The following is a 21,625-nucleotide window of genomic DNA, read 5'->3' as shown; positions in this document are numbered from 1 at the left end:
CCTCTGCCTCATCCCCCACCTCTCCAGTAACATTTTCTCAACTCAATGGTTCTGCCCAACTTTTAGCAAACAACCAGTTGATCCGGTTTGATGTAGGGGGTCAAGCAGACAGTGGTGGCAGTATTGCGATTCAGGGAGAGACGCGTTCCAAGGTGCTAGCAGGCAACTTTCAGTTGCAAGGACAAGACTTGCTGGCTGAGGATATTACTCGATTGATCAAGTTACCAGTGAACTTACAGGCGGGTCGAGCCAATGGCGACTTGTTAGTTAGGTTAACACCAGGACAGCAGACTTTATTGTATGGCAGTGCGGCTGTGCAAGGGGTAACACTTCAAATACCTAAAGTACCGCAACTGTTGAGCAATAGCCAAGGAAACCTCCGCTTCCAGGGAACGGAATTACAGTTAGATAATATTACTACCAACTACGGCAAAATTCCCGTAGTGGCTACGGGAATTATCGACACTCAAGCAGGCTTTAAGTTGGCAGGGCGTGTAAATGCGGTGAGTTTGGCGAATGCTCAGGAGACTCTCAAGGTAAAACTACCTGTGCCGATCGCTGGACAAGTACAAGCTTCTTTGCAGATTACTGGATCAACTAAAGAGCCAATTATCTCAGGCACAGTTGCCACGATCCAAACTGCTCGGATTGATAAAGTTGATTTTAATAGTATTAGTAGTAAGTTTGAGCTTGTTACTAGTTCTAGTTCCTCTTTACTTACCCTAAAAGATATTCAAGGTAAAGCCAAAGTTGGTGGTGACATTACAGGCGCTGGTACAATTCAACTCGGTAAAACCCCGCGACTGGAATTAAATTTTGCTGCCAAGAATGTTCCAGGGGATGCGATCGCAAAAGTTTATGAAACAACACCCACTTTCCAAATCGGCAATGTCTCAGGTACAGCCCAACTAACAGGCGCTCCTACCAATGTCCAAACTGTGGTAAGGTTTCAAGCTCCTAACGGAACTTACCCCGGAACTGGCGAAGTTGCCATCGCTCCAAATCGCACCGTCTCTTTCCGCAATGTGGCTCTGAATGTGAGCGGTGGTACAGTCCGGGCAACTGGTAGTTATGCCAATGAGCGTTGGCAAGCTGTGGCTGTTGCCTCTGGGGTAAAATTAGAACCCTTTGTAGACAAAAGTCAACTGCAAAATGTCTCTTTGGCTGGGGCACAGTTCAATGGTCGTCTCATCCTCTCAGGAAGCACAGCACCATTTGAAATTGCCACAATTCGCACTGATGGTGCAGGAGTTCAAATTGGTGGTGGCACAGTTGCAGTTTCTAATCTCCAACTGCAAGACCAAAGCTTCTCTGCTCAACTTGTAGCGAATGGTGTACGGTTGGGGCGGATATTGAAACAGTCTCCCCCAGTTTTAAATAATCCATTGGCGGGTACGTTCCAAATCGCAGGTAACAGAGATAATTTCAGCCTGAAAACCCTCCGTGGCACTGGTGAGGGTCGCCTTGCTATTGGCGGTGGTACGGTTACAGCCTCTAATATTCAAGTGGGTAATGGTGTATATCAGGCGCAAGTTCAGGCTAAAAATGTGCCTGTGCAGCAGTTGGCATCAGTACCAAAGCAGTTCCAGGGAGCGTTAACTGGTCAATTCAACGTCGCGGGTTCTGTTGATTCTTTTAAACTGCAAACTATTCAAGCCAATGGTCAGGCGCGGGTAAATGTTGCGAGTGGAACTATTACAGCTTCTAATATCCAACTTGCTAATGGTGTGTATCAGGCGCAAGTTCAGGCGAATAATGTGCCTGTGCGGCAGTTGGCAGCAGTTCCACCGCAGTTCCGAGGGACGTTAACTGGTCAAGTAAATGTGGCAGGTTCTGTTGAGTCCTTCCAACCGCAAACTATCCAAGCTATGGGTCAGGCGCGGGTCGATGTTGCAGGTGGAACTATTACAGCCTCTAATATCCAAGTGGGTAATGGTGTATATCAGGCACAAGTTCAAGCAAATAATGTACCGTTGCAGCAGTTGGCAGCAGTACCACCCCAGTTTCGGGGAGTTTTAACTGGTCAAGCAAACGTGGCGGGTTCTGTGGAGTCCTTCCAACCGCAAACTATTCAAGCCAATGGTCAAGGACGGCTGGATGTTGCAGGTGGAACGATCGCAGCCTCTAATATCCAATTGGCTAATGGTCGCTATCAAGCTGTAGTTGATGCTTCCGGTGTGGAATTAAATCGGTTAAATCAGCAATTGCGGGGTCAGTTTGGCGGTCAGTTGCAATTAGCTGGCACGCTAGGCTCATCCAAATTAGCTGATGTGCGTGCTGCTGGACAGGTGCAATTATCCCAAGGTATCCCCGGTTTGGAGCAACCTCTGACGGCTGCGATCGCTTGGAGTGGTGAAAGGCTTACCATTGAGCGAGCCACGGCTCCCGGTTTAAGTGTGACTGGTAACATATTAGCCAATGCAACCAAGGTAGGTATACCGGAAATTACTGCCCTAAATCTCAACGTCCAAGCGCAGAATTACAACTTAAAACAGTTACCGATTAATTTTCCTAATCAGCTTGCTGTGGCGGGGAGAGTAGATTTTAATGGTCAAATCACTGGCAAGCTGCCCTTGCCAAATGTGGTAGGGCAAATAAATTTACGAGATTTAGTTGTTCAAGATATTGCTTTTGAGCCGTTGTTAACTGGAAACATCGATTCAGCACAGGGACGCGGGTTAAATTTGAACTTGGCGGGAAATAGCGATCGCCTAGCTTTCAATTTAGATGCCAATAATCGCCCGAAATCTTTCTTAGTCAAATGGCAGCAAGCATCAGCCACAGGTAATATTCAGGGCAATGATTGGGCGCTCAAAGTCGCAAATTTACCCTTACAAATATTGAATTTGACTCCGCCACCAATTACTCGACTGGGTACTGGTAAGATAACTGGGTTATTAACTGGGGATTTGCTGTTTAATCAGCAGACATTGGCAGCTACAGGGAATTTAGCGATCGCTAATCCACAAATTGGTCGGCTTAAAGGCGATAGTTTAGCGGCTCAATTCCGCTACAGTGATGAGAAAGGCACACTCACCAGCAGCGAATTTGTCAAAGGCAAAAGTCGCTACGCCCTTGTCGGTACTTTTGCTCAAAGTTCTAAAGGTCCTCAACTACAAGGTAAACTGAACGTCAACCAAGGAGAGATCCAAGACGTTCTAACTGTAGCGCAGATATTTGATTTACAAAATTTGCCAGGTGGTTCAGCAGAAATCTACGGCACAGCAGCGGATCTAAACACCACTCCCCAAGGAGCTCCAAATCAACCCTTATTAACCCAAATCCAACGGTTTTCTGAAATTGAAACTTTGGTAGCAGAACAGGAAGAACAGCGACTTAATTCCACTCCCATACCAGATTTGGCAGACTTAAAGGGGACTTTCAACGGGGAAGTGGCTGTAAATACAGCTACAGCCAATGGATTATCAGTGGATTTTAATTTGAATGGACAAGACTTTGCCTGGGGTAAAAAGGAAGAACGAAATCGTTATTATACTGCTGACAGAGTGATTGCCGAAGGTAACTTTGAAAACGGTGTTTTAAGTTTGCGACCTTTACGGCTTGAATCTCAAAATAGGTTGATTGCTTTTACGGGTAACGTTGGCGGTGATGAACAATCTGGCCAGTTACGAGTGAATAATTTTCCGGTACAATTACTGAATAATTTTGTCAAATTGCCAGTTGGAATCACAGGTAATCTTAACGGTACAGCAGCGTTAGCAGGCAGCATTGCTAATCCCCAAGCTAGAGGGGAATTGCAAATCACAGAAGGATTATTGAATCAGAACAAAATAGATTCAGCGATCGCAAGTTTCAGCTATGCCAATGGACGCTTAAACTTTGGTAGTACTGTAGCAGTTGCTGGGCCAAAACCTGTTGATATTACTGGCAGCATCCCTTATAAATTGCCTTTTGCTTCTGTAGCACCAGACAGTGAGCAAATCAGTTTAGATATGAAGTTGGAAAACGAGGGATTGGCACTGTTAAACGCATTCACTAATCAAGTGGTATTTGAGAAAGGTGAAGGAGAAATAGACCTCAAGGTACGCGGAACGTTGCAAAAACCCGAAGTAGATGGAATTGCTACTATCAATAATGCTACTTTTTCAGCCCAGGCTTTGCCAGGTAAAGTCAGACGCGTCACAGGTAGAGTGCTGTTTAATTTTGACCGTATCTTAGTAGAAAATCTTCAGGGTAGATTTAGCCGTGGGAAGGTAGAAGCTGCTGGAGAAATTCCCATTTTCAACAATGAGAACGCGACTATCAATAATCCCCTGACAGTTAATCTTGATCAGCTGGCGTTGAATCTCAAGGGGCTTTACTTGGGAGGTGCTAGCGGCAATTTGCAGATTACTGGTTCTGCCCTTAGCCCGATAATTGGCGGTAAAGTAAATTTATTTGATGGTCAGGTATTGCTGGCGGAATCTACCGACGCGACTTCATCTGCAAATAGTGGTTTGGGTGTATCACCTACAAAAGATAATAAGCAGAGTAAATCTGAAATTGGGAATGGGATGGGAAATGCGAACGCTAGATTTAATAATCTAGATTTAGAACTTGGTAAAAACGTCCAAATTACCCGTCCCCCTATTCTCAACTTCCGTGCAACTGGTAATCTCATAGTTAACGGCTCAATCAATCAGCCCGTACCCGATGGTACTATTCGGTTAGAACAAGGTGGGGTGAATTTATTTACTACCCAATTTAACCTTGCTCGTGGCTATAAACATACTGCAACTTTTAGTCCCTCTCAACCCCGCGACCCTGACTTAGATATTCGGCTATTTGCCAAAGTATTAGACGTCACTCAAAGTAATGATTTCAGCCGGATAAATACCACAGGTTTATCAGCTTTAGAGAGTGTTCGAGTTGAAGCCACTGTCAACGGTCTCGCCAGCAAGCTGAACGAAAATCTAGAACTAACAAGCAGTCCGTCACGTAGTCAAACCGAAATTGTTGCGCTTTTAGGAGGTGGGTTTGTAGACACCCAAGGTCGTGGTGACAGTACTTTGGGCCTAATTAACATCGCAGGTTCGGCTGTGTTCAACAATTTTCAGTCAGCTTTTAACCAGATTGGAAATACCTTTGGCTTAAGTGAACTGCGGATATTTCCTACCGTTCTTTCTGAGAATCCCGAAGCGGGAAGGAGCAGTTCAACCTTGGAATTGGCAGCAGAAGCTGGGGTTGATATTTCTTCTAAGATTTCCGTTTCCAGTATCAAGATTTTGACGACAAATGACCCCTTCCAATGGGGTGTTAATTATCGGATAAACGATGAGTTTCGTGTGCGTGCTTCCACTAATTTAACCGATGATAGTCGTGCAGTTGTGGAGTATCAAACGCGGTTTTAAATAAGTATCTATAAGGTTGCTTTTGAACAATTTGCTCAAGCCCCAAATCTTCCCAAGCTTAATTTTGTGGAGTTTAAATATCAGATCGTGATATTATCGCCCTCCTCCTGATTAATAACTAATCGCAAAATCGATAACCCTAAAATTATCAAAAATAGCACTAAACCAATTGTGCAAGCATAGCTGATTTCCAAATTGGTGAAGGCTTGCTCATATAAATAATAAACAATCGTTTTCGAGCTACTGAGTGGGCCTCCTTGGGTCATGATGTATACTTCTTCAAACACTTTGGTGGCAGAAATAGCCGAAATTACTGCTACTAGTGCTAAATACGGCTTCATCAAAGGTATGGTAATATCCCAATGTTTTCTGATACCATCAGAGCCATCGATCGCAGCAGCTTCGTATACATCAGCGGGAATTGATTGCAACCCCGCTAAATAAATCACCATGTAGTAGCCTAGCCCCTTCCACACGGTGACAGCCATGACGCTGGCAAGAGAAATTGGTACAATACCAAAAATTTTTTCTGGGCTAGTTAGCCAAGGAATACCTTCTGGAAAAATACCCAAAGCTTTCAGCAACTGATTCAATAATCCGTTTTCTGCATACAGCCATTTCCAAGCTATTCCCGCAACCACCATTGAAATTACCACTGGGGTGTAATATGCCGATCTAAACCAATTCATCCCCCGCAGTTTCTGATTTACCAAAATTGCCAGCACTAAGGGAGCAATTACTAAAATTGGTACTACACCGACAAGATATAAAAAAGTGTTTTCCAAGGTTTTCCAAAAAACTGCATCTTTCCAAAGCTTGAGGAAGTTGGCAAAACCTATCCATTGTGGCGGCTGGCCAATATCTTCGTAGCTGGTAAAGCTGAGGTAAAACGCTTGCAGTGCAGGCCAAAAGACTGTTAACACCAAGAGAACTAAGGCGGGTAGTAAAAATAAATAAGGGGTCAGCCGCTGTTTGATGAATATCCAATTTTTAGGTGTTAATTGATTCATATAAGGTCTAATAGTTGTTTTCGCTTTGTCAGCAAGAATTTGGGGATGTGAGTAGATTTAAGCTTCAATATTCTAAAGGCATATATTTGCGTAGCGCTAATTAATTACTCAGAGATAAATTACGATGGAAACTCAGCACAACCCGCCAATTGAACATCAAAATGTCCCCATAAACCACCGTGGACTACATGAATTTTTGTATAGTTCCGACGACGAACACACCGCTACTGAGGTGAGTATAACCCCTGAACTGGCAAACGATGGTACTGAAATCATTAACCTTGAGGCTTGGAGTGCATCTGCTCAGAACGCTAAAATTGCTGGTGTTTATGCAGTATTAAACGCAGAACGCTGCACGCAGTACATTGGCTATTCTCGGAATGTGTTGCTTTCCCTAAACGGTCATGTTCGCCAAAATGGTGAGCAAAAGTGTGCTTTTGTACGTGTGCAAGCATTCAAGTTCCCCAAGCGTCAAGAAATGGAAGATTTGCGAGATGCGTGGATAGCAGAACTCGAAAGCACACCATCTGGTAATGCAACTGATGGCGAAATGTGGGCTAGCACTGTAGGGGAAGCTGCAAAGACGGTAATGTCAGAAGCAGAACGTCAAGCCTACGAGGAGAAAAAGCTAAAACTGCGGAAAGCAATGGCTGACACAACCCTCTCTAAAGAGTCAGAAACAATAGATGCGAGTATAGCCGAACGTCAGCGTCAACTTGAAGCTGCTGTGACAAATGATGACTGGAGCGTAATTATCGACGCACAGACACAAGAAACCAAATCTTAGGATGAGTGTTGAGATGAATGTTTTTGCTGGCTTGGCATAGATAGACACTATGTAGCTTTAGTTAAAATTCCTCTCGCTGATTATTGGGAGGTTTTTTTATTATAAAAAATTTAGGAGACTATGATTTTAAAGAGCAGAAATGGCACAAACCTGTAATCCGACAGGCGTTTGAATAATCACAGATTCCACACCAAATACTTGGGCGATCGCATTTGGTGTCAGGACTTGTTCAGGTGTACCAACTTCCCAAATATGACCCTGTTTTAATAATGCAATGCGGGAACTATACCGTGCTGCTAAATTCAGTTCGTGTAAAACTGTGATAATAGTTAATCCCTGCTGCTGATTCAGTTCTTTAAGCAGTTCTAATAACTGCAATTGATAGTTGATATCTAAAAAAGTTGTAGGTTCATCTAATAGTAATACTTTTGGCTCTTGCGCTAGCGCAAGAGCTAAAAAAGCCCGTTGTCTTTCACCACCGGAGAGTTGTTCGACTAAGCGATCGCTAAATTTTTCTAATTGCGTTTTTTCAATTGCAGCTTCCACCTTCTCCCAATCTTGGGCGTTTAATTCCCATTGCCACCAAGGTTGATGTGGCGTGCGTCCTAAGCTTACTAATTGTCGCACAGTTAAGCCAACGGGAACCGTTTGTTGTTGCGGTAATAATGCCAATTTTTGTGCAACTAGATTTGGAGATTGAGAGTGGATTGCTTTGCCATCAAGTAGCACTGTTCCCTGCTGTGGGGAGAGAATACGACTTAGCAATTTGAGTAAAGTAGATTTACCTGAGCCATTAGCACCAACTAAACTCAACCATTCTCCTGTTTGCAGAGTGAGGTTAATGTCTTGAACAATTGGTACTAAGGTGTAACCGCCTGTGAGGTTTTGCAGTTCGAGTGGCATTTCAGAAATTAAAAAATGAGAAACTTAATTTTACAGGATTTGAGTGGATTATTTCGCATCCTTATACCCAGTTCAATTCAATTAGACACATTGATTTAGCCTAAATGTTGTAAATTTAGCGAGTATACCAAACTACTTCTAAGTCTTCAATGCTTAAGGGAATTAAAATATCAGCGATCGCTACTGCGTAAATGGCTCAAAGAAGAAAGCAATTGGCATTAAAATTACCACCATTGAAAATGGTATTATGGTTGAGATCTATGGTGAGCGATCGCCCGCTTCTAAAGTGAGACTATTTGCCTCAATGCCAGTGATATTATCATTAATCAAAAATAAATTTATGGAACAAGTGGCGTGAGACAGCCCGTTCAGCGTCTCCTTTAGGAGAAGGGCTGTAAGGCGATGGAGAGCCAATCTATTGCAAACTTTCTTAAAGTCGAAGCAAGCGGCTCCCCATAAGTAACTGGCATGGGTTGAAAGGATTTCTCAGGGCTAAATATTACTAATACCAAGGGTATTGGACTATGACTTAGCCTGTAAATACAAGTGTTTCCATGTACCAACACCATCAGTTACTTTAGTCATTCGATAAACAGGTTTCTTAAGATTGGAGCAATTAAATCTTGATTTGACAATGGCGATAAACCTGCTTAATTAGCCTCTTTTTTCCGACTGAATAGGTGTTTTAAGGGGTTATGTAACTACCAGCCCAAGTTACCCATTTGTGCGATAACCCTATATGTAAAACTCCCTCTGTTTTCTCCTCTTCATTGATAATTGCTCCTGTTAAATCTGCGCCGCTGAGTTCAGCCTCATTGATGTTACTACCAATCAAATTTGCCTTTCTGAGATTGGCATCTCTCAAATCTGCTCCACTCATTTCCGCCTCGCTGAGGTTTGCACCAAGTAAGTTTGCCAAAGATAAATTGGCACTCCGCAAATCCGCTCTACTCAGGTTAGTTTCTTGCAGGTTGACCCTCATCAGGTCTGCACCAATCAAGTTTACCTCACTCAAGTTGGCTCCACTCAAGTTAGCTTCAGTCAACTCTGCATCGGTTAGATTTGCCCGACTTAGATTACATCGACTCAAGTTGCTTTGACTGAGATCAGCACCACTCAAGTCAGCTTCAGCCAAATTTGCACCACTTAAGTCAGCTTCAGTTAGGTTTGCCTGATGCAGATTTGCCCGATTAAAATTTCGTTCTCCGGCTGCATATAAATTCAAAATTCTGTTAGCGTCCATATTGTCACCTCGCAATGTCTGTAGGTAAAGAAGTCTAGTTGTGAGTTAACACCACCCAAACCACACCAAAGACAATTTATTGAGTTGCCAGCAACGGGAATCTTAGCTAAAACTTGTAATTTTATTTTGCTTGAAATTTCGACATTTTCAACATTTACTTAATGGAAATAAATCAAACATTACATATTGCCTTTTATCCAAGCGTTTGAAGGCTGAGTACTTAGCTTTTGAGTAACAGCAGCGAGGAAGTATGGACAATCTGCCTCTACAACCTGTGGATGAAGGTGGTAGGGCAGGTGTGCGTCCTTACTTATTGCCGCACAATAAGCCAAACCGAATTAACCCACGCTGATAACCGCGACGCATTAATCCCAGTGATAATGCTCCTTGGATGGTAGTCCAACCAGCATTTAGTAAGCCCCAAAATGCTTGGGGAGTGAATGCCGAATCAATTACCACATTCCAAAAAGGGGCGACAGCAGTTGACCAATCAGCAGTGCGGATATTATGTAATGGTAGTTGATGTGCGATCGCTTCGTACTCTGGCAAAGAAATCACATAAGGCAAACAATACACCCGATAAATATCCTGCAAATGCTTTTCCTCATCCGCCGTTAGTGGGGAGTCATCAGTTGGTCGATGACACCAAGTCACCATAATTAACTTGCCACCAGGCTTCAATACTCGGTAGCATTCCTGGAGAAACTTATTTTTATCTGGCATGTGTTCACCGCTTTCCAGCGACCAAACTAAATCAAAAGAATTATCAGCAAAGGGCATTGCTTGAGCATTTGCGACTTGAAACTGTGTTCTCAGACTTAAATTAGCCTCCAAGGCACGTTCTGTTGCTCTCGCCGCTTGCACAGGACTCAATGTAATTCCTGTAGCCTTAGCATTAAACTTTTGTGCCAGGTATAAAGAACTGCCGCCAATGCCACAGCCCACATCTAGGATATTTTCTGCTGCTTGTACCCCTGCCCAATTGAGCAGTTCTTCGATTAAATCAATTTGAGCCTGACGGCGGTCTTTTTTCTGAGTACCATCGGCACCGTAATAGCCGTGGTGCATATGTTCGCCCCAAATCTGTTCCCACAGCCCGGAGGAAGCATCGTAAAATTGCTGAATTTGCTGGTAAAGTGTTGCACTCATGAAAAAAGCAGTGTTAAGACAAAGCCGAATTTAAAAAAAAACATACAGATAGGCTACCATGTGTGTTTTTAATTAAAATAGGGTCTTTTGGTTGCAGGGATAATAAACTCCGGTTACTCTTCCCTGGAAAAATTTGCCAACTCTACCTTAACAAGCGGCCTTTGTTGTCATTTGCATCCCGGAAACATCTGGGATGCCTAGTATGATTGAGTTTTTGAATTTTAAATTTTAAATTACTTATGACTGTTGCTCGCACAATTTGTTTGGGATTTATGGCTGTCATCGCTGTAGGTACTATCCTGTTGATGATGCCTTTTTCGACTAGCAATGGTACCTGGAATAACCTGATTGTGGCATTATTCACCTCGACATCCGCAGTTTGCGTCACAGGTTTATCAGTAGTTGATCCTGGTACTTATTTTTCCTTTTGGGGACAGTTTTTTATTGCGCTACTAGCTCAGATTGGCGGATTGGGCTACATGACAACTACTACATTTCTGATTTTGCTTCTTGGACGTAAGTTTGATATGCGGCAAAAAATAGCAATTCAACAAGCTTTAGATCGACCGGGAATGAGTGGTAGCGCCCAAGTTATCCGTTCAATTATTGCCACAACTTTAATTTTTGAAATTACAGGTGTATTCTTACTTTTGCCAGCTTTTGTTCCTGAGTATGGATGGAGTAAAGGAATGTGGTTAGCAATTTTTCATAGTATCAATGCTTGGAATAATGCTGGTTTTAGTTTGTTTAAAGATAACTTAATTGGGTATCAGTCATCTTTCTTAGTAGTCTTCACCATCACAATGTTAATTATCTTTGGGGGAATTGGCTATCAGGTAATTTTAGAAATGTATCTTTGGTTGCGCGATCGCATTTCCAAAAAAACTCACAATCAAATATTTTCTCTAGACTTTAAAGTTGCAACCAGCACAACCTTGATATTATTATTACTAGGGCTAGTTGCTTTTTTCTGTATAGAGATCAGAAACCCTGAAACATTTGGCTCTCTAAATTTACGTGACCGGATATTAGTAGCTTGGTTTCAATCTGTTACTCCCAGAACTGCTGGTTTTAACACAATCGATATTGGCAAAATGACCACCGCTGGTCTATTTATTACGATTGCGCTGATGTTTCTTGGTGCAAGTCCAGGTGGTACTGGAGGAGGTATGAAAACAACAACTGTAAGAGTCTTGACCAGTTGCACTAAAGCAATTCTCCAGGGGAAAGAAGAAGTTTTATTGTATGATCGCAAAATCGCAATATCTTTAATTTTAAAAGCTGTGGGTGTGTTGGTGGGTTCAGTGGCAGCCGTGATTTTAGCTACGATTTTAATCAGCCTCACAGATCCAACATTAGATTTTATTCAAATTTTGTTTGAAGTGGTATCAGCCTTCGCCACCGTAGGGCTTTCTACAGGCATTACAGCAAGTATCTCTACAGCAGCAAAGCTCATCTTAATTGTCACAATGTACGTTGGAAGAGTAGGTGTTTTACTACTGATGTCTGCTGTACTCGGAGATCCACGCCCTACCAGAATTCACTATCCTGAAGAAAATTTACTCGTGGGATAGTTAGGAAGAGGGATTAAAGAGTGGGGAGGAGAAAAATTCTTGACTAATGACTAAACTGATAAAATATACATTGGAAGGCAAAAAATAAAATTTTTAATTCAAGCGGTATAACCGTTTTTTGCCCTAAATACAGGGAGCCATAATAAGGATAACAACGGTGAATCTGTCATCATTAAGTTTTTTTCGCAGTTTACGTAAAGATAACCAACAATTTGCTGTAATTGGGTTAGGCCGCTTTGGTAGGTCTGTCTGTTCTACATTGCACAATTTTGGTTATCAAGTGCTGGCAACAGACATTGATGAAAAGCGAGTTTCAGAAGCATTAACTGAGGGAATAGTTGGTCATGCTTTGCAACTAGACTCTACAGAACCAGCCGCACTCAAAGAAGCTGGAGTTTTTGAATTTGATACTGTAATCATAGCGATTGGTAACTACGTTCAGGAAAGTATTATAACTACTCTAAATGTGAAAGAAGCTGGTGTACCTCATGTAGTTGCCAAAGCTTCTAGTGAAGTTCACCGTAAACTGTTGCGGCGAGTAGGAGCAGATCATGTTGTTTTTCCTGAGTATGAAGCGGGTTGTGCCCTAGCGCGTACACTAACCAAACCAGCAATTTTAGATCGGTTTGACCTAGACCCAGATAACAGTATTGTAGAGTTGATTGTCCCTGATGAATTTCACGGCAAAACAATCACTGAGCTTCAACTTCGTAACCGCTATGGTTTAAATTTGCTAGCAGTGAGCCAAGATGGGAAATTTATAATTAATCCTGACCCCACCAAGCGTTTAGAGCGTGGTTCAGCAATGGTAGTTATTGGTTGCAACAAAGATATCAACCGTTTACCGATTTAAGAAAGTTAGGAGTTAGAGGTTATTAACTATCAAGTAAAATAAAAGCCCCAGTCGGCAGAATTGATGTTGAATTCTGACGACTGGCGGATGAATTCTTCTTTAATTCCTAACTCTGACTTTTTTATTTTTCAGGATTGGTTGAAGTAGACTGTGGTTCAACTGAGACAGGGACATTGCTAGGGTTGGCTGGAGTTTCTGGTTGATTTGGTGTCTGTGGCTCAGATGTTTGTACTACATTAGTTGTGTTGCCTGGAGTCTGAGAAGGAGTTGCTGTTTGACTGGCTTGAGGTTGCTGTTGCCCACTTTTCTGAGCAATTTGCTGCATTAGCTGCTCAATTTTTTCAGCTTGTTCAATGTTGCCTTGCTCACGATATTCATTATGGGCACGTTTCAAGACTCCACTAGCTTTCTTGATATCGCCCTGATGATATAAAGTTACTCCCAAGTTATAGTAAGTTGAGGCATTTTTAGGGTTTAAGCGAATAGCTTGCCGATAAACAGAAATAGCCTCAGAAGCTTGACCTTGATTTGCTAGCAAATTTGCCATATTGTTGTAAGCTGTGGCATTTTTAGGATCTAGCTGCAAGGCTTGGCGATAAGTGGCGATCGCAGGCTCTATTTGACCTTGTTGTTGCAAGGCGATCGCTAAGTTAAAATAAGCGTTGGCATTGCTGCTATCTAGATTAATTGCTTTTTGGTATGCTGCGATCGCATCCTCAAGCTGTCCTTGTTCATACAGGATTAAACCCAGATTATACAGCGCTGCGACCCTTGTGGAATCTATCACTAGGCTCTGGCGATAAGCCGTAATTGCTGCATCTTTTTCTCCTTGTCGGTGCAACACTAACCCTAAATTGTAATAAGCTTCGCTAGAATTAGGATTGATTTTAATCGCCTCTGAATATTCTTGTAAAGCTACATCCAGGCGATTTTGCTCCATGAATATATTACCCAGATAATTTCGCGCTGACCCAAGGTTAGGATCTCGCTGCAACGCTTGACGAAAGGCATATTCCGCACCCTGTAAGTCTTTGCGGTTATAGCGCGTCACTCCTTGCTGGAAAAAGCTAGCTGCTTCGAGATCCTGAGAAATTGCGGTTTCTGCTAGCAGCTTGCTTCCTGAAAAATTAGTAATTGTCGGTGCAGCTAAGACTAAAAACGCAGAACAGCCACAGAGTGTCACCCGGCAAAATAAATGTAACCACTGGGAAAATAGGAATTTTTCAGACATGGATTGCAGACCTATAATTATTATTCGCTCCTCATAAGTCAGAGTACCCACCGCGAAAGAAAAAATTCCAAATTTCCAACTTTTAACTCCTAACTGTAGAGACGCGATTAATCGCGTCTCTACTCCTAATTGTACAGACGCGATTAATCGCGTCTCTTAACTCCCACAGCTGACGGCAAAATTAGCATGGCATCGCCGAATGAATAAAAGCGATATCCAAAAGCGATCGCTTCGTTGTATATATTCAATAACCGTTGTCTGCCAATTAGCGCACTTACCAACATCAGCAAGCTGGAACGCGGCAGGTGAAAATTAGTAATTAAACCATCCACCACCCGCCATTGATAGCCGGGATAAATAAACAGGTCTGTTTTCCCGCAAAATGGTTGTAAATCCCCAGATTGAGCTGCCCCTTCTAAAGCGCGTACTGCCGTTGTTCCCACAGCAATAATTCGACCGCCAGCTGCTTTCGTGGCGCGGATTTGCTCTACTGTAGCGGCGGGAACTTCAATCCATTCTTCATGCATGTGATGGGTAGTTACATCCTCCACTTCCACAGGACGAAATGTGCCTACACCAACGTGTAGGGTGACAAAAGCTTGATTGATATTGCGATCGCGCAACTTTTGTAATAATTCTGGGGTAAAGTGTAATCCTGCCGTTGGAGCTGCGATCGCTCCTGGCTGTTTAGCATAAACTGTCTGATATTGCTCATCAGCAGCTTCTGAGGTAGTGATATAAGGTGGTAGCGGGACTTCACCAAATACCTCTAACAGTTGCATCAAAGACTGCCCCTCTGGCACATCAAATTGCAACAAACGTCCCCCAGTTGCTGCGTCTGTTTCTAGAACCGTAGCCGTGAGTTGGGGACTCTTTACTTGGTAAGAATCTTCCAAATCCCCAATCCCTAATTGCCTGACATCAAAAATAATCTTTGCTCCCTGTTTGAAGCTTTTTCCTGGCTTAACTAAAGCTAACCAACAGTTATACTGCCGTTCTTCCAACAGCAACACCTGGATTTTCGCACCAGTGGATTTATGACCATAAAGCCGCGCTGGAATGACTCTTGTATTGTTCATAACCAACAAATCATCAGAGCGCAACAGTGCAGGCAAATCATGGAAAATGTGGTGTAGGGGTGCTGTTTCAGTACCTGTAGTCGGAGAATTAACTACCAGTAACCGTGAGCTATCTCTAGGAACTGCTGGGTTTTGGGCAATGAGTTCTGAAGGTAGTTTGTAGTCATAGCCAGCTACCGAGCAATCTAATTCCAAATTTTTTTCTTGTGGGTGAGAGGTGTCTTTCAAATTGGCTTCTACTAGGTTTTACTTTATTTAGTATTTATACTCTCTTAAAAAAGCTGGTTTGAGCTTTCCCTTCTAAAGGAACTTTAAGGCATCTTCGCTCAGTTTTGTCGCTAGGCTATAAGATTGATACTATTAAGTAACACGGAAAAATTAACATAAAAATTGGGTAAACCTCCCCATCTAAAAACGGGGGCTTTTACCCTACCGGGAACAGGCACTGATTGACGAATATATATATGTAGGATTGGCTTTGATCCCAAGCACCAACAAACATGGAATACTTGTACTATCTGGCAAATGCCAGTCTAACCCTGAGGGTCGTTCAACACCTGCACGCTAGACCCCAGACACCAGTTTCATTCGTCACCGTAATTCATCAAATTGATGGCTGGGTGGTTAGGATCAAACTCAGAGGTCAAGTCTCGCCCCAAGAAGATGGCGACTTTCGGGCTTTTCTAAATGAATTAGGAATTAGCTACGAACCGCCAATGAGGGTGCAAATGGCACTTTGGAGTTTGGAAGCGGGACAGTGCCCTGTGGACGTGATGCGTCGCTATCAGGTTGCGATCGTCTCTCATGGTAGCCCAGAGAGAGACGAAATCGAGGCGTTCCGGCAACAGTTTGTCCGGGGCTTAGGCTACTGTCCAGAAACTTTGGCGTGACTCTATTTGGTTGTAACGCTACTACAAAATTATTGGTCATTGGTAATCAAGATATTTTATCCATTACCAATTAACCATTATCAATTGAAGAGTCGAAAGCTGCCAGAATGTATTCTTGCAGCTCAAACGTATATCCCGCTGCTGATGAAGTAGCTAGAGCTTCCTGGATTGCTGTAACCTCAGTCAGATTTTTTGATATTCTTTGACAGTAGACAATGGCAACATCAAATCGGCAAGAATAATCTGCCTTCTCAGGGCACTGTGCTAAGAATATTCCAGCTGTCCGCCAGATTTTTGCTTGCTTTTGTGGGGTGATTGCGTTTCTTCCGCCTGCATCCCAACTACCTGAACTGCGGGTTTTCACTTCAACAAATGCCAGTAATGATTGCTGAGTGCTGTTAGTGGGGCGTTGAGCCACTGCTGAGTTAGGAGATAAAAGAGAGGGATTGTTCCCTTGTCCCCTTGTCCCCTTATCCCCTTCTTCTCCGTCATATTGGGCGATGATATCGATTTCTCCCCAGCGGCTAGAAAAGCGACGATGGAGAATTATCCACCCTGTAGATTGCAACCATTGGACTACTAGGTCTTCTCCTAAATGACCAATATCTGGATAATGAGATGGAGGAAGGTTAGCCATTGATTAAAAATATGATGAATTCTAGGTTAAGCGATGCCTGCGGCGGGCTACGCCTACGCACAGCGGGTTCTACACTTGACTCATCCCGAACACAGTTTGGGTTGAAGCGTAAAACAGACTATCACTTTTGGGCAAGTATACTCAGCTTATTCCTTTGGGGAATAGTTGGCATCACGACAACCGTAGGTTTTGCTCCAACAGCTTTGGCACTCGAATTTAATAAAGAAATTTTGGTCGAGGCTGATTTCTCAGGACGTGATTTAACAGACTCCAGCTTTACCAAAGCTAATCTTCGCCAGAGCAACTTCAGCCACGCTAATTTGCACGGTGTTAGTTTCTTTGCAGCAAATTTGGAGTCTGCGAATTTGGAGGGAGCTGACTTGAGAAATGCCACTTTAGACTCGGCTCGTTTAGTGAGAGCAAATTTGACAAATGCACTGTTGGAGGGTGCCTTTGCTGCTAACGCCAGATTTGATGGTGCAATCATTGATGGGGCAGATTTTACCGATACGCTGCTGCGTTCCGATGAGCAAAAAAAATTGTGCAAACTTGCCAAGGGAACTAATCCCATTACAGGACGAGATACGCGTGACACGTTATTTTGTCCTTAGTATTTTTTAGCTGGGCATTGGGCATTGGGAATTGGGCATTGGTTATTCCACTCTTGCTTCCCCTGCTCCCCCTGCTCCTCTTCCCCCCATTCCCCATTCTCTACTTCTAAAATATTGAGCAACTACCAACCACGGGCACCAATCTTTTGACAAACAATTTTCATTCCTTTGCCTGGTGAAGAACTTGCTACAAAAGGTATTTCTCCTTTCTCCTTATCCTCTTCAAGTAGCTGTCCTTCTGAACCGTAAATGGCAATGCGATTGAGAAAAAGGCGCGATTCTTTGCACGATGCATCGAAGGTAGTCTCGAAGACGCCATCTCCATACATCCCATAAAGCTTGTATGTCGTGCCCTTGATGGTCTCCGTATCCAGAGCTACGCTGTTTCCTAATTTATCATGCCCCACAGTGACATATCTTTCTGCATCTTGGGCGATTGCACTGCCATTACTCAATAAAATAGCGATCGCTCCTACCATGCCGCCTATTTTAAAACACATACACTTTAAAAATATCAGATTTCATATATTTCTACCCGCAATCAAAGCGGTTATGGCACTGTAGAAGCACTGAAATCAAAATATAGCAAGGTATTAACTTAATTCGTAATGAGCTATACCCTGCTACGCTAACCTAATTCGTAATTAATAATTTTTGGTTTTTTTGCTAGCCGAGTTTTGCGATCGCCTAACTTAAAATATGGAACCAGATGCGGAATTGCCGCGCATTTATGCGCGGGGAGTACATCAGCGAACACTCCGAAACCACTCCGTAATCCCCTGAGCGATCGCATTTGCCATTTTCTTCTGTTCTTCTGGGTTCACCACCTGCTCAAATTCATCGGGATTGCTCATAAAACCCAATTCCAACAATACGGATGGCGCAGCAGCAGGACGTGTCAGCGCTAGGTTGTTCCAGAACACACCATAATAAGGTTTGTCAAGTTTTCTGACTACATAGTTCTGTAAAAATATTGCGAGGTTGTGAGCTTGGGGATGATACCAAAAAGTTCCGAATCCCTTGGTTTTTTCGGCATCGCCATTATCGGGTAGGGAGTTGTGATGTATGGAAAGAGCGATCGCAGGTTCTTCTTGATTGATAATTGCCTGACGTTCTACTAACGAAACCTCCTTATCATCCTCCCGCGTCATCACCACCGTTGCTCCTCGCTTCACCAACTCATCCCGCAGCAACTTGGATATCACTAAATTGACATCTTTTTCTAAATATCCAGTTGGGCCACTGGCACCAGATTCTTTACCGCCATGCCCAGGATCTAGTACAATCTTGAGATTAGCTAAAGCCTTGCGTCTTGTGTTCCCAATTTTCGGCGGATGACGCAAAGCCAAAACCAGGGTTGTACCGTCGTATCTCAGCTTATATCCCCACTGTTGAGCTTTTTTGAGGTTAAAGGTGTATTTTACTTGTTCTGGAGCCTCTTGTTGCCAATCTAGGCGAGAAATTAGGGGGTCATCATCCAGACGAATAATGTCCGTTTGGGCAGTGGTATTGTAGAGAGTGAGAGCGAAAGCACCCTCACTTTGTTGTACGCTCACAGGAACGGGAACTTGTAAGGGGAAAACGATCTCTGTCGCACCAGGGAGTTGACGGTATCCGACACTGCGAATTATTGTTTGTGGCGGAATTGCACCAGGTAGAATGCGGGTTTCTTTACTATTAATCCAAGCGCCATAGTCTAGGCGCAACCATTCACCTTCCTTACCTGTTACTGTTGCGCGTGTGCCTTTGGGCAGTGGTGTAAGTCGAGAATAATCGGTGCTTGGGCCAGTGCGAGCAACGCCTGACTCTACTGTAACCTCAGAAACTGGCAACTCTGCTCTTGAGAGGATTTGAATTTTACCAGTCCCTGGTTGAGTTATCGTCTTGCCATTGAGCGTCAGTTGAAACTGAGGTTGTCCCAGATCGGCGGCTGTTGCCACTGTGGTGCAACCTTTATAATTGCCTACGCTAGACTGGGCATAAGGCTGATTTTGCCCTGTCAGAGCTGCCAAATTACTTGGTAGTTGTGCCTGTTGAGCTTGCGGTGAAAGAGCAGTAGTTTGATTAGCCAACTTGACAGATACGCTAGCGTTAGGGGGTGCGATCGCACTAAAACAAATTAGCTCTCCCGGTAGTCTGGCAATGTCAACTGCGGGAGTCAGGGAATCTTTAGCAAAGGCTAACCCCTGTGGTAGCTCAGGGCTAGTGGTAAGCCTTGTCACTTTAATCTGGAGTTCTTGATTGTTGTGACGCACAGTAAAAAGATTCTCCCCCAACTGCAAGGGAAAACTAGGGGAAAAATGACCAGCTTTGCTGCGGGTAATTGGCTTACTATTGATCAAAACCTGACCATCTGGTGGTGCAGTTCCCAGAAAGAAGATTTTTTGGGCACTCGTCTGGTAGTTTGTTTGGGGAAAAACGACTATAAGAGATGGCTCTGCCAATGCTACGGAGGAAGTGAGAATACAGCCTAATATTACTAATCCTAGAAGGTTTTTCACAGCAAATCACAGAAGATTACACCACAACAACTGTGGCACAATGACGGGATGTCTTTTTAGAAGTTGTTAGAAATTTAAACTACTATGACTAAGTTTATTTTTGTAACTGGGGGCGTAGTTTCCAGTATTGGTAAGGGCATTGTAGCAGCAAGTCTAGGGCGTTTGCTTAAGTCGCGCGAATATTCCGTGTCGATTCTCAAACTCGACCCTTATATCAATATCGATCCTGGCACAATGAGTCCCTTTCAGCATGGGGAAGTATTCGTTACCCAGGATGGTGCGGAGACAGATTTGGACTTGGGGCATTACGAACGCTTTACCGATACCTCAATGTCGCGTTTGAACTGTGTTACTACTGGCTCGATTTACCAGGCAGTTATCAATAAAGAGCGGCGCGGAGACTACAATGGCGGCACAGTACAAGTAATTCCTCATATTACCAATGAAATAAAAGAGCGAATTCTGCGAGTTGCTAAAAGTACAAACCCCTCTGTAGTGATTACAGAAATCGGCGGTACGGTGGGAGATATTGAATCACTGCCGTTTTTAGAAGCAATTCGTCAGTTCCGCAAAGAAGTGGGACGGCAGAATGTGCTGTATATGCATGTAACGCTGGTACCGTGGATTGCTTCTGCAGGTGAGATGAAAACTAAGCCGACACAGCATTCAGTTAAAGAACTGAGATCCATTGGCATTCAACCAGATATTTTAGTTTGTCGGAGCGATCGCCCCTTACCCAAGGGATTAAAGCAGAAATTGTCGGGATTTTGCGATGTCCCTGAAGAATGCGTCATCACTTCCCAAGATGCCAAAAGTATCTATGAAGTACCGCTGAATCTGGAACGGGAAGGAATGGCAGAACAAGTGCTGAACTTGCTGCAAATGGAGCAACGTAAACCAGATTTGACGCAGTGGCAAACCTTGGTACAACGGTTACATAGCCCCAAGCACGAGCTAGAAATTGCCATTGTCGGTAAATATGTGCAGTTAAGTGATGCCTACCTATCTGTAGTGGAAGCATTAAACCATGCTGCAATCTCCACTTATGGCAAACTGCGCCTGCGTTGGATAAATTCAGAAGATTTGGAAACCCAAGCGCCCGAAACTTATCTTGAGGGTGTCGATGGCATAGTTGTGCCAGGAGGTTTTGGTGTTCGGGGGGTAGATGGTAAAATTGCCGCCATTAGATACGCCCGCGATCGCCAAATTCCCTTTTTGGGTTTATGCCTGGGAATGCAATGTTCTGTGATTGAATGGGCTAGGCATGTAGGGGGATTAACAGGTGCTAATAGTGCTGAATTTGACGCTCATACAACTGATCCGGTAATCAATTTATTGCCAGGACAGCAGGAAGTAGTCGATTTAGGGGGTACAATGCGCTTGGGGCTATATCCTTGTCGTGTTCTCCCTGATACTCTGGCCTTCAAGCTTTATCAAGAAGATGTAATTTATGAACGACATCGACATCGGTATGAGTTCAACAATGCTTACCGCGATCTGTTATTAAAGTCTGGTTATGTAATCAGTGGTACTTCTCCCGATGGACACTTAGTTGAAATTGTGGAATTACCCAAGCACCCATTCTTTCTTGCTTGCCAATTTCATCCAGAATTTCAATCGCGCCCCAGTAGCCCTCATCCTTTATTTAAAGGGTTTATTCAAGCAGCGATCGCTCTTTCTCTCTCAACTTCAGGTACACCAACACCATTGGAGGTGTCATAACAATTAGAAATTAAAAATTAAAAATTAATTTTTAATTGGTACACAGCAACATTAACTTAAGGTTTCAGTAGATTTGGACATACA

General features: G+C 43.4%; 16 protein-coding genes. 7 read left to right on the top strand and 9 right to left on the bottom strand.

Annotated elements, in window-relative coordinates; all coding sequences use genetic code 11:
- A partial coding sequence (locus tag F8R90_RS29355) for a translocation/assembly module TamB domain-containing protein (protein ID WP_196513571.1) occupies positions 1-5,351 on the top strand: 5,351 nt, incomplete at its 5' end.
- 80 nt (positions 5,352-5,431) lie between these two features.
- On the opposite strand, the gene F8R90_RS29350 is transcribed toward F8R90_RS29355, so the two are convergent.
- On the bottom strand, positions 5,432-6,361 hold the full coding sequence (locus F8R90_RS29350) for a carbohydrate ABC transporter permease (RefSeq protein ID WP_196513570.1): 930 nt from the start codon (positions 6,359-6,361) through the stop codon (positions 5,432-5,434).
- A gap of 124 nt (positions 6,362-6,485) precedes the next feature.
- Between F8R90_RS29350 and F8R90_RS29345 the strand changes: the two genes are divergently transcribed.
- Positions 6,486-7,148 carry a GIY-YIG nuclease family protein gene (locus F8R90_RS29345; protein ID WP_196513569.1) on the top strand — a complete coding sequence of 221 codons (663 nt, stop codon included), beginning with the start codon at positions 6,486-6,488 and terminating at the stop codon, positions 7,146-7,148.
- Positions 7,149-7,274: 126 nt separating this feature from the next.
- Here F8R90_RS29345 and F8R90_RS29340 read toward each other — a convergent pair whose 3' ends face one another.
- From F8R90_RS29340 to F8R90_RS29330, 3 genes are all read right to left on the bottom strand, one after another.
- Positions 7,275-8,051, bottom strand: coding sequence for an ABC transporter ATP-binding protein (locus F8R90_RS29340; RefSeq protein ID WP_196513568.1), 777 nt, complete (start codon positions 8,049-8,051; stop codon positions 7,275-7,277).
- A 685-nt stretch (positions 8,052-8,736) separates the two neighbouring features.
- On the bottom strand, positions 8,737-9,294 hold the full coding sequence (locus F8R90_RS29335; RefSeq protein WP_196513567.1) for a pentapeptide repeat-containing protein: 558 nt from the start codon (positions 9,292-9,294) through the stop codon (positions 8,737-8,739).
- A 306-nt stretch (positions 9,295-9,600) separates the two neighbouring features.
- The gene (locus F8R90_RS29330) at positions 9,601-10,443 is read right to left on the bottom strand and encodes a methyltransferase domain-containing protein (RefSeq protein ID WP_196513566.1); all 843 of its coding nucleotides are present in this window, start codon (positions 10,441-10,443) and stop codon (positions 9,601-9,603) included.
- Positions 10,444-10,682: 239 nt separating this feature from the next.
- Here F8R90_RS29330 and F8R90_RS29325 point away from each other — a divergent pair, with 239 nt between their 5' ends.
- Complete coding sequence (locus F8R90_RS29325) at positions 10,683-12,017, top strand: TrkH family potassium uptake protein (RefSeq protein WP_196513565.1); 1,335 nt, start codon at positions 10,683-10,685, stop codon at positions 12,015-12,017.
- 157 nt (positions 12,018-12,174) lie between these two features.
- Positions 12,175-12,870 (top strand): potassium channel family protein, encoded by a 696-nt coding sequence (locus F8R90_RS29320; RefSeq protein WP_196513564.1) that lies wholly within the window; start codon positions 12,175-12,177, stop codon positions 12,868-12,870.
- 121 nt (positions 12,871-12,991) lie between these two features.
- Here F8R90_RS29320 and F8R90_RS29315 read toward each other — a convergent pair whose 3' ends face one another.
- Both F8R90_RS29315 and queA read right to left on the bottom strand, forming a co-directional pair.
- Positions 12,992-14,101, bottom strand: a complete 1,110-nt coding sequence (locus F8R90_RS29315; RefSeq protein WP_196513563.1) for a tetratricopeptide repeat protein — start codon at positions 14,099-14,101, stop codon at positions 12,992-12,994.
- A 143-nt stretch (positions 14,102-14,244) separates the two neighbouring features.
- Positions 14,245-15,408: a tRNA preQ1(34) S-adenosylmethionine ribosyltransferase-isomerase QueA gene (gene queA, locus F8R90_RS29310; protein WP_196513562.1), complete on the bottom strand. Its 1,164-nt coding sequence runs from the start codon at positions 15,406-15,408 to the stop codon at positions 14,245-14,247.
- Positions 15,409-15,680: 272 nt separating this feature from the next.
- Here queA and F8R90_RS29305 point away from each other — a divergent pair, with 272 nt between their 5' ends.
- Positions 15,681-16,070, top strand: coding sequence for a hypothetical protein (locus tag F8R90_RS29305; RefSeq protein WP_069068139.1), 390 nt, complete (start codon positions 15,681-15,683; stop codon positions 16,068-16,070).
- A 70-nt stretch (positions 16,071-16,140) separates the two neighbouring features.
- On the opposite strand, the gene F8R90_RS29300 is transcribed toward F8R90_RS29305, so the two are convergent.
- The gene (locus F8R90_RS29300; RefSeq protein ID WP_196513561.1) at positions 16,141-16,707 is read right to left on the bottom strand and encodes a YraN family protein; all 567 of its coding nucleotides are present in this window, start codon (positions 16,705-16,707) and stop codon (positions 16,141-16,143) included.
- Positions 16,708-16,721: 14 nt separating this feature from the next.
- Here F8R90_RS29300 and F8R90_RS29295 point away from each other — a divergent pair, with 14 nt between their 5' ends.
- A complete protein-coding gene (locus F8R90_RS29295) occupies positions 16,722-17,318 on the top strand; it encodes a pentapeptide repeat-containing protein (RefSeq protein ID WP_230967058.1) in 597 nt (198 codons plus the stop codon).
- A gap of 122 nt (positions 17,319-17,440) precedes the next feature.
- On the opposite strand, the gene F8R90_RS29290 is transcribed toward F8R90_RS29295, so the two are convergent.
- A complete protein-coding gene (locus tag F8R90_RS29290) occupies positions 17,441-17,818 on the bottom strand; it encodes a hypothetical protein (RefSeq protein WP_196513560.1) in 378 nt (125 codons plus the stop codon).
- Between the two features lie 246 nt (positions 17,819-18,064).
- Positions 18,065-19,819 (bottom strand): N-acetylmuramoyl-L-alanine amidase, encoded by a 1,755-nt coding sequence (locus F8R90_RS29285; protein WP_196513559.1) that lies wholly within the window; start codon positions 19,817-19,819, stop codon positions 18,065-18,067.
- 84 nt (positions 19,820-19,903) lie between these two features.
- Here F8R90_RS29285 and F8R90_RS29280 point away from each other — a divergent pair, with 84 nt between their 5' ends.
- The gene (locus tag F8R90_RS29280; protein ID WP_196513558.1) at positions 19,904-21,541 is read left to right on the top strand and encodes a CTP synthase; all 1,638 of its coding nucleotides are present in this window, start codon (positions 19,904-19,906) and stop codon (positions 21,539-21,541) included.
- Positions 21,542-21,625 lie beyond the last annotated feature (84 nt).

Source organism: Nostoc sp. NZL (assembly GCF_015714705.1).
GTDB lineage: Bacteria > Cyanobacteriota > Cyanobacteriia > Cyanobacteriales > Nostocaceae > Nostoc > Nostoc foliaceum_A.
The sequence above is the reverse complement of the archived record's forward strand: the minus strand, read 5'-3'. Positions and strand labels throughout refer to the sequence as shown.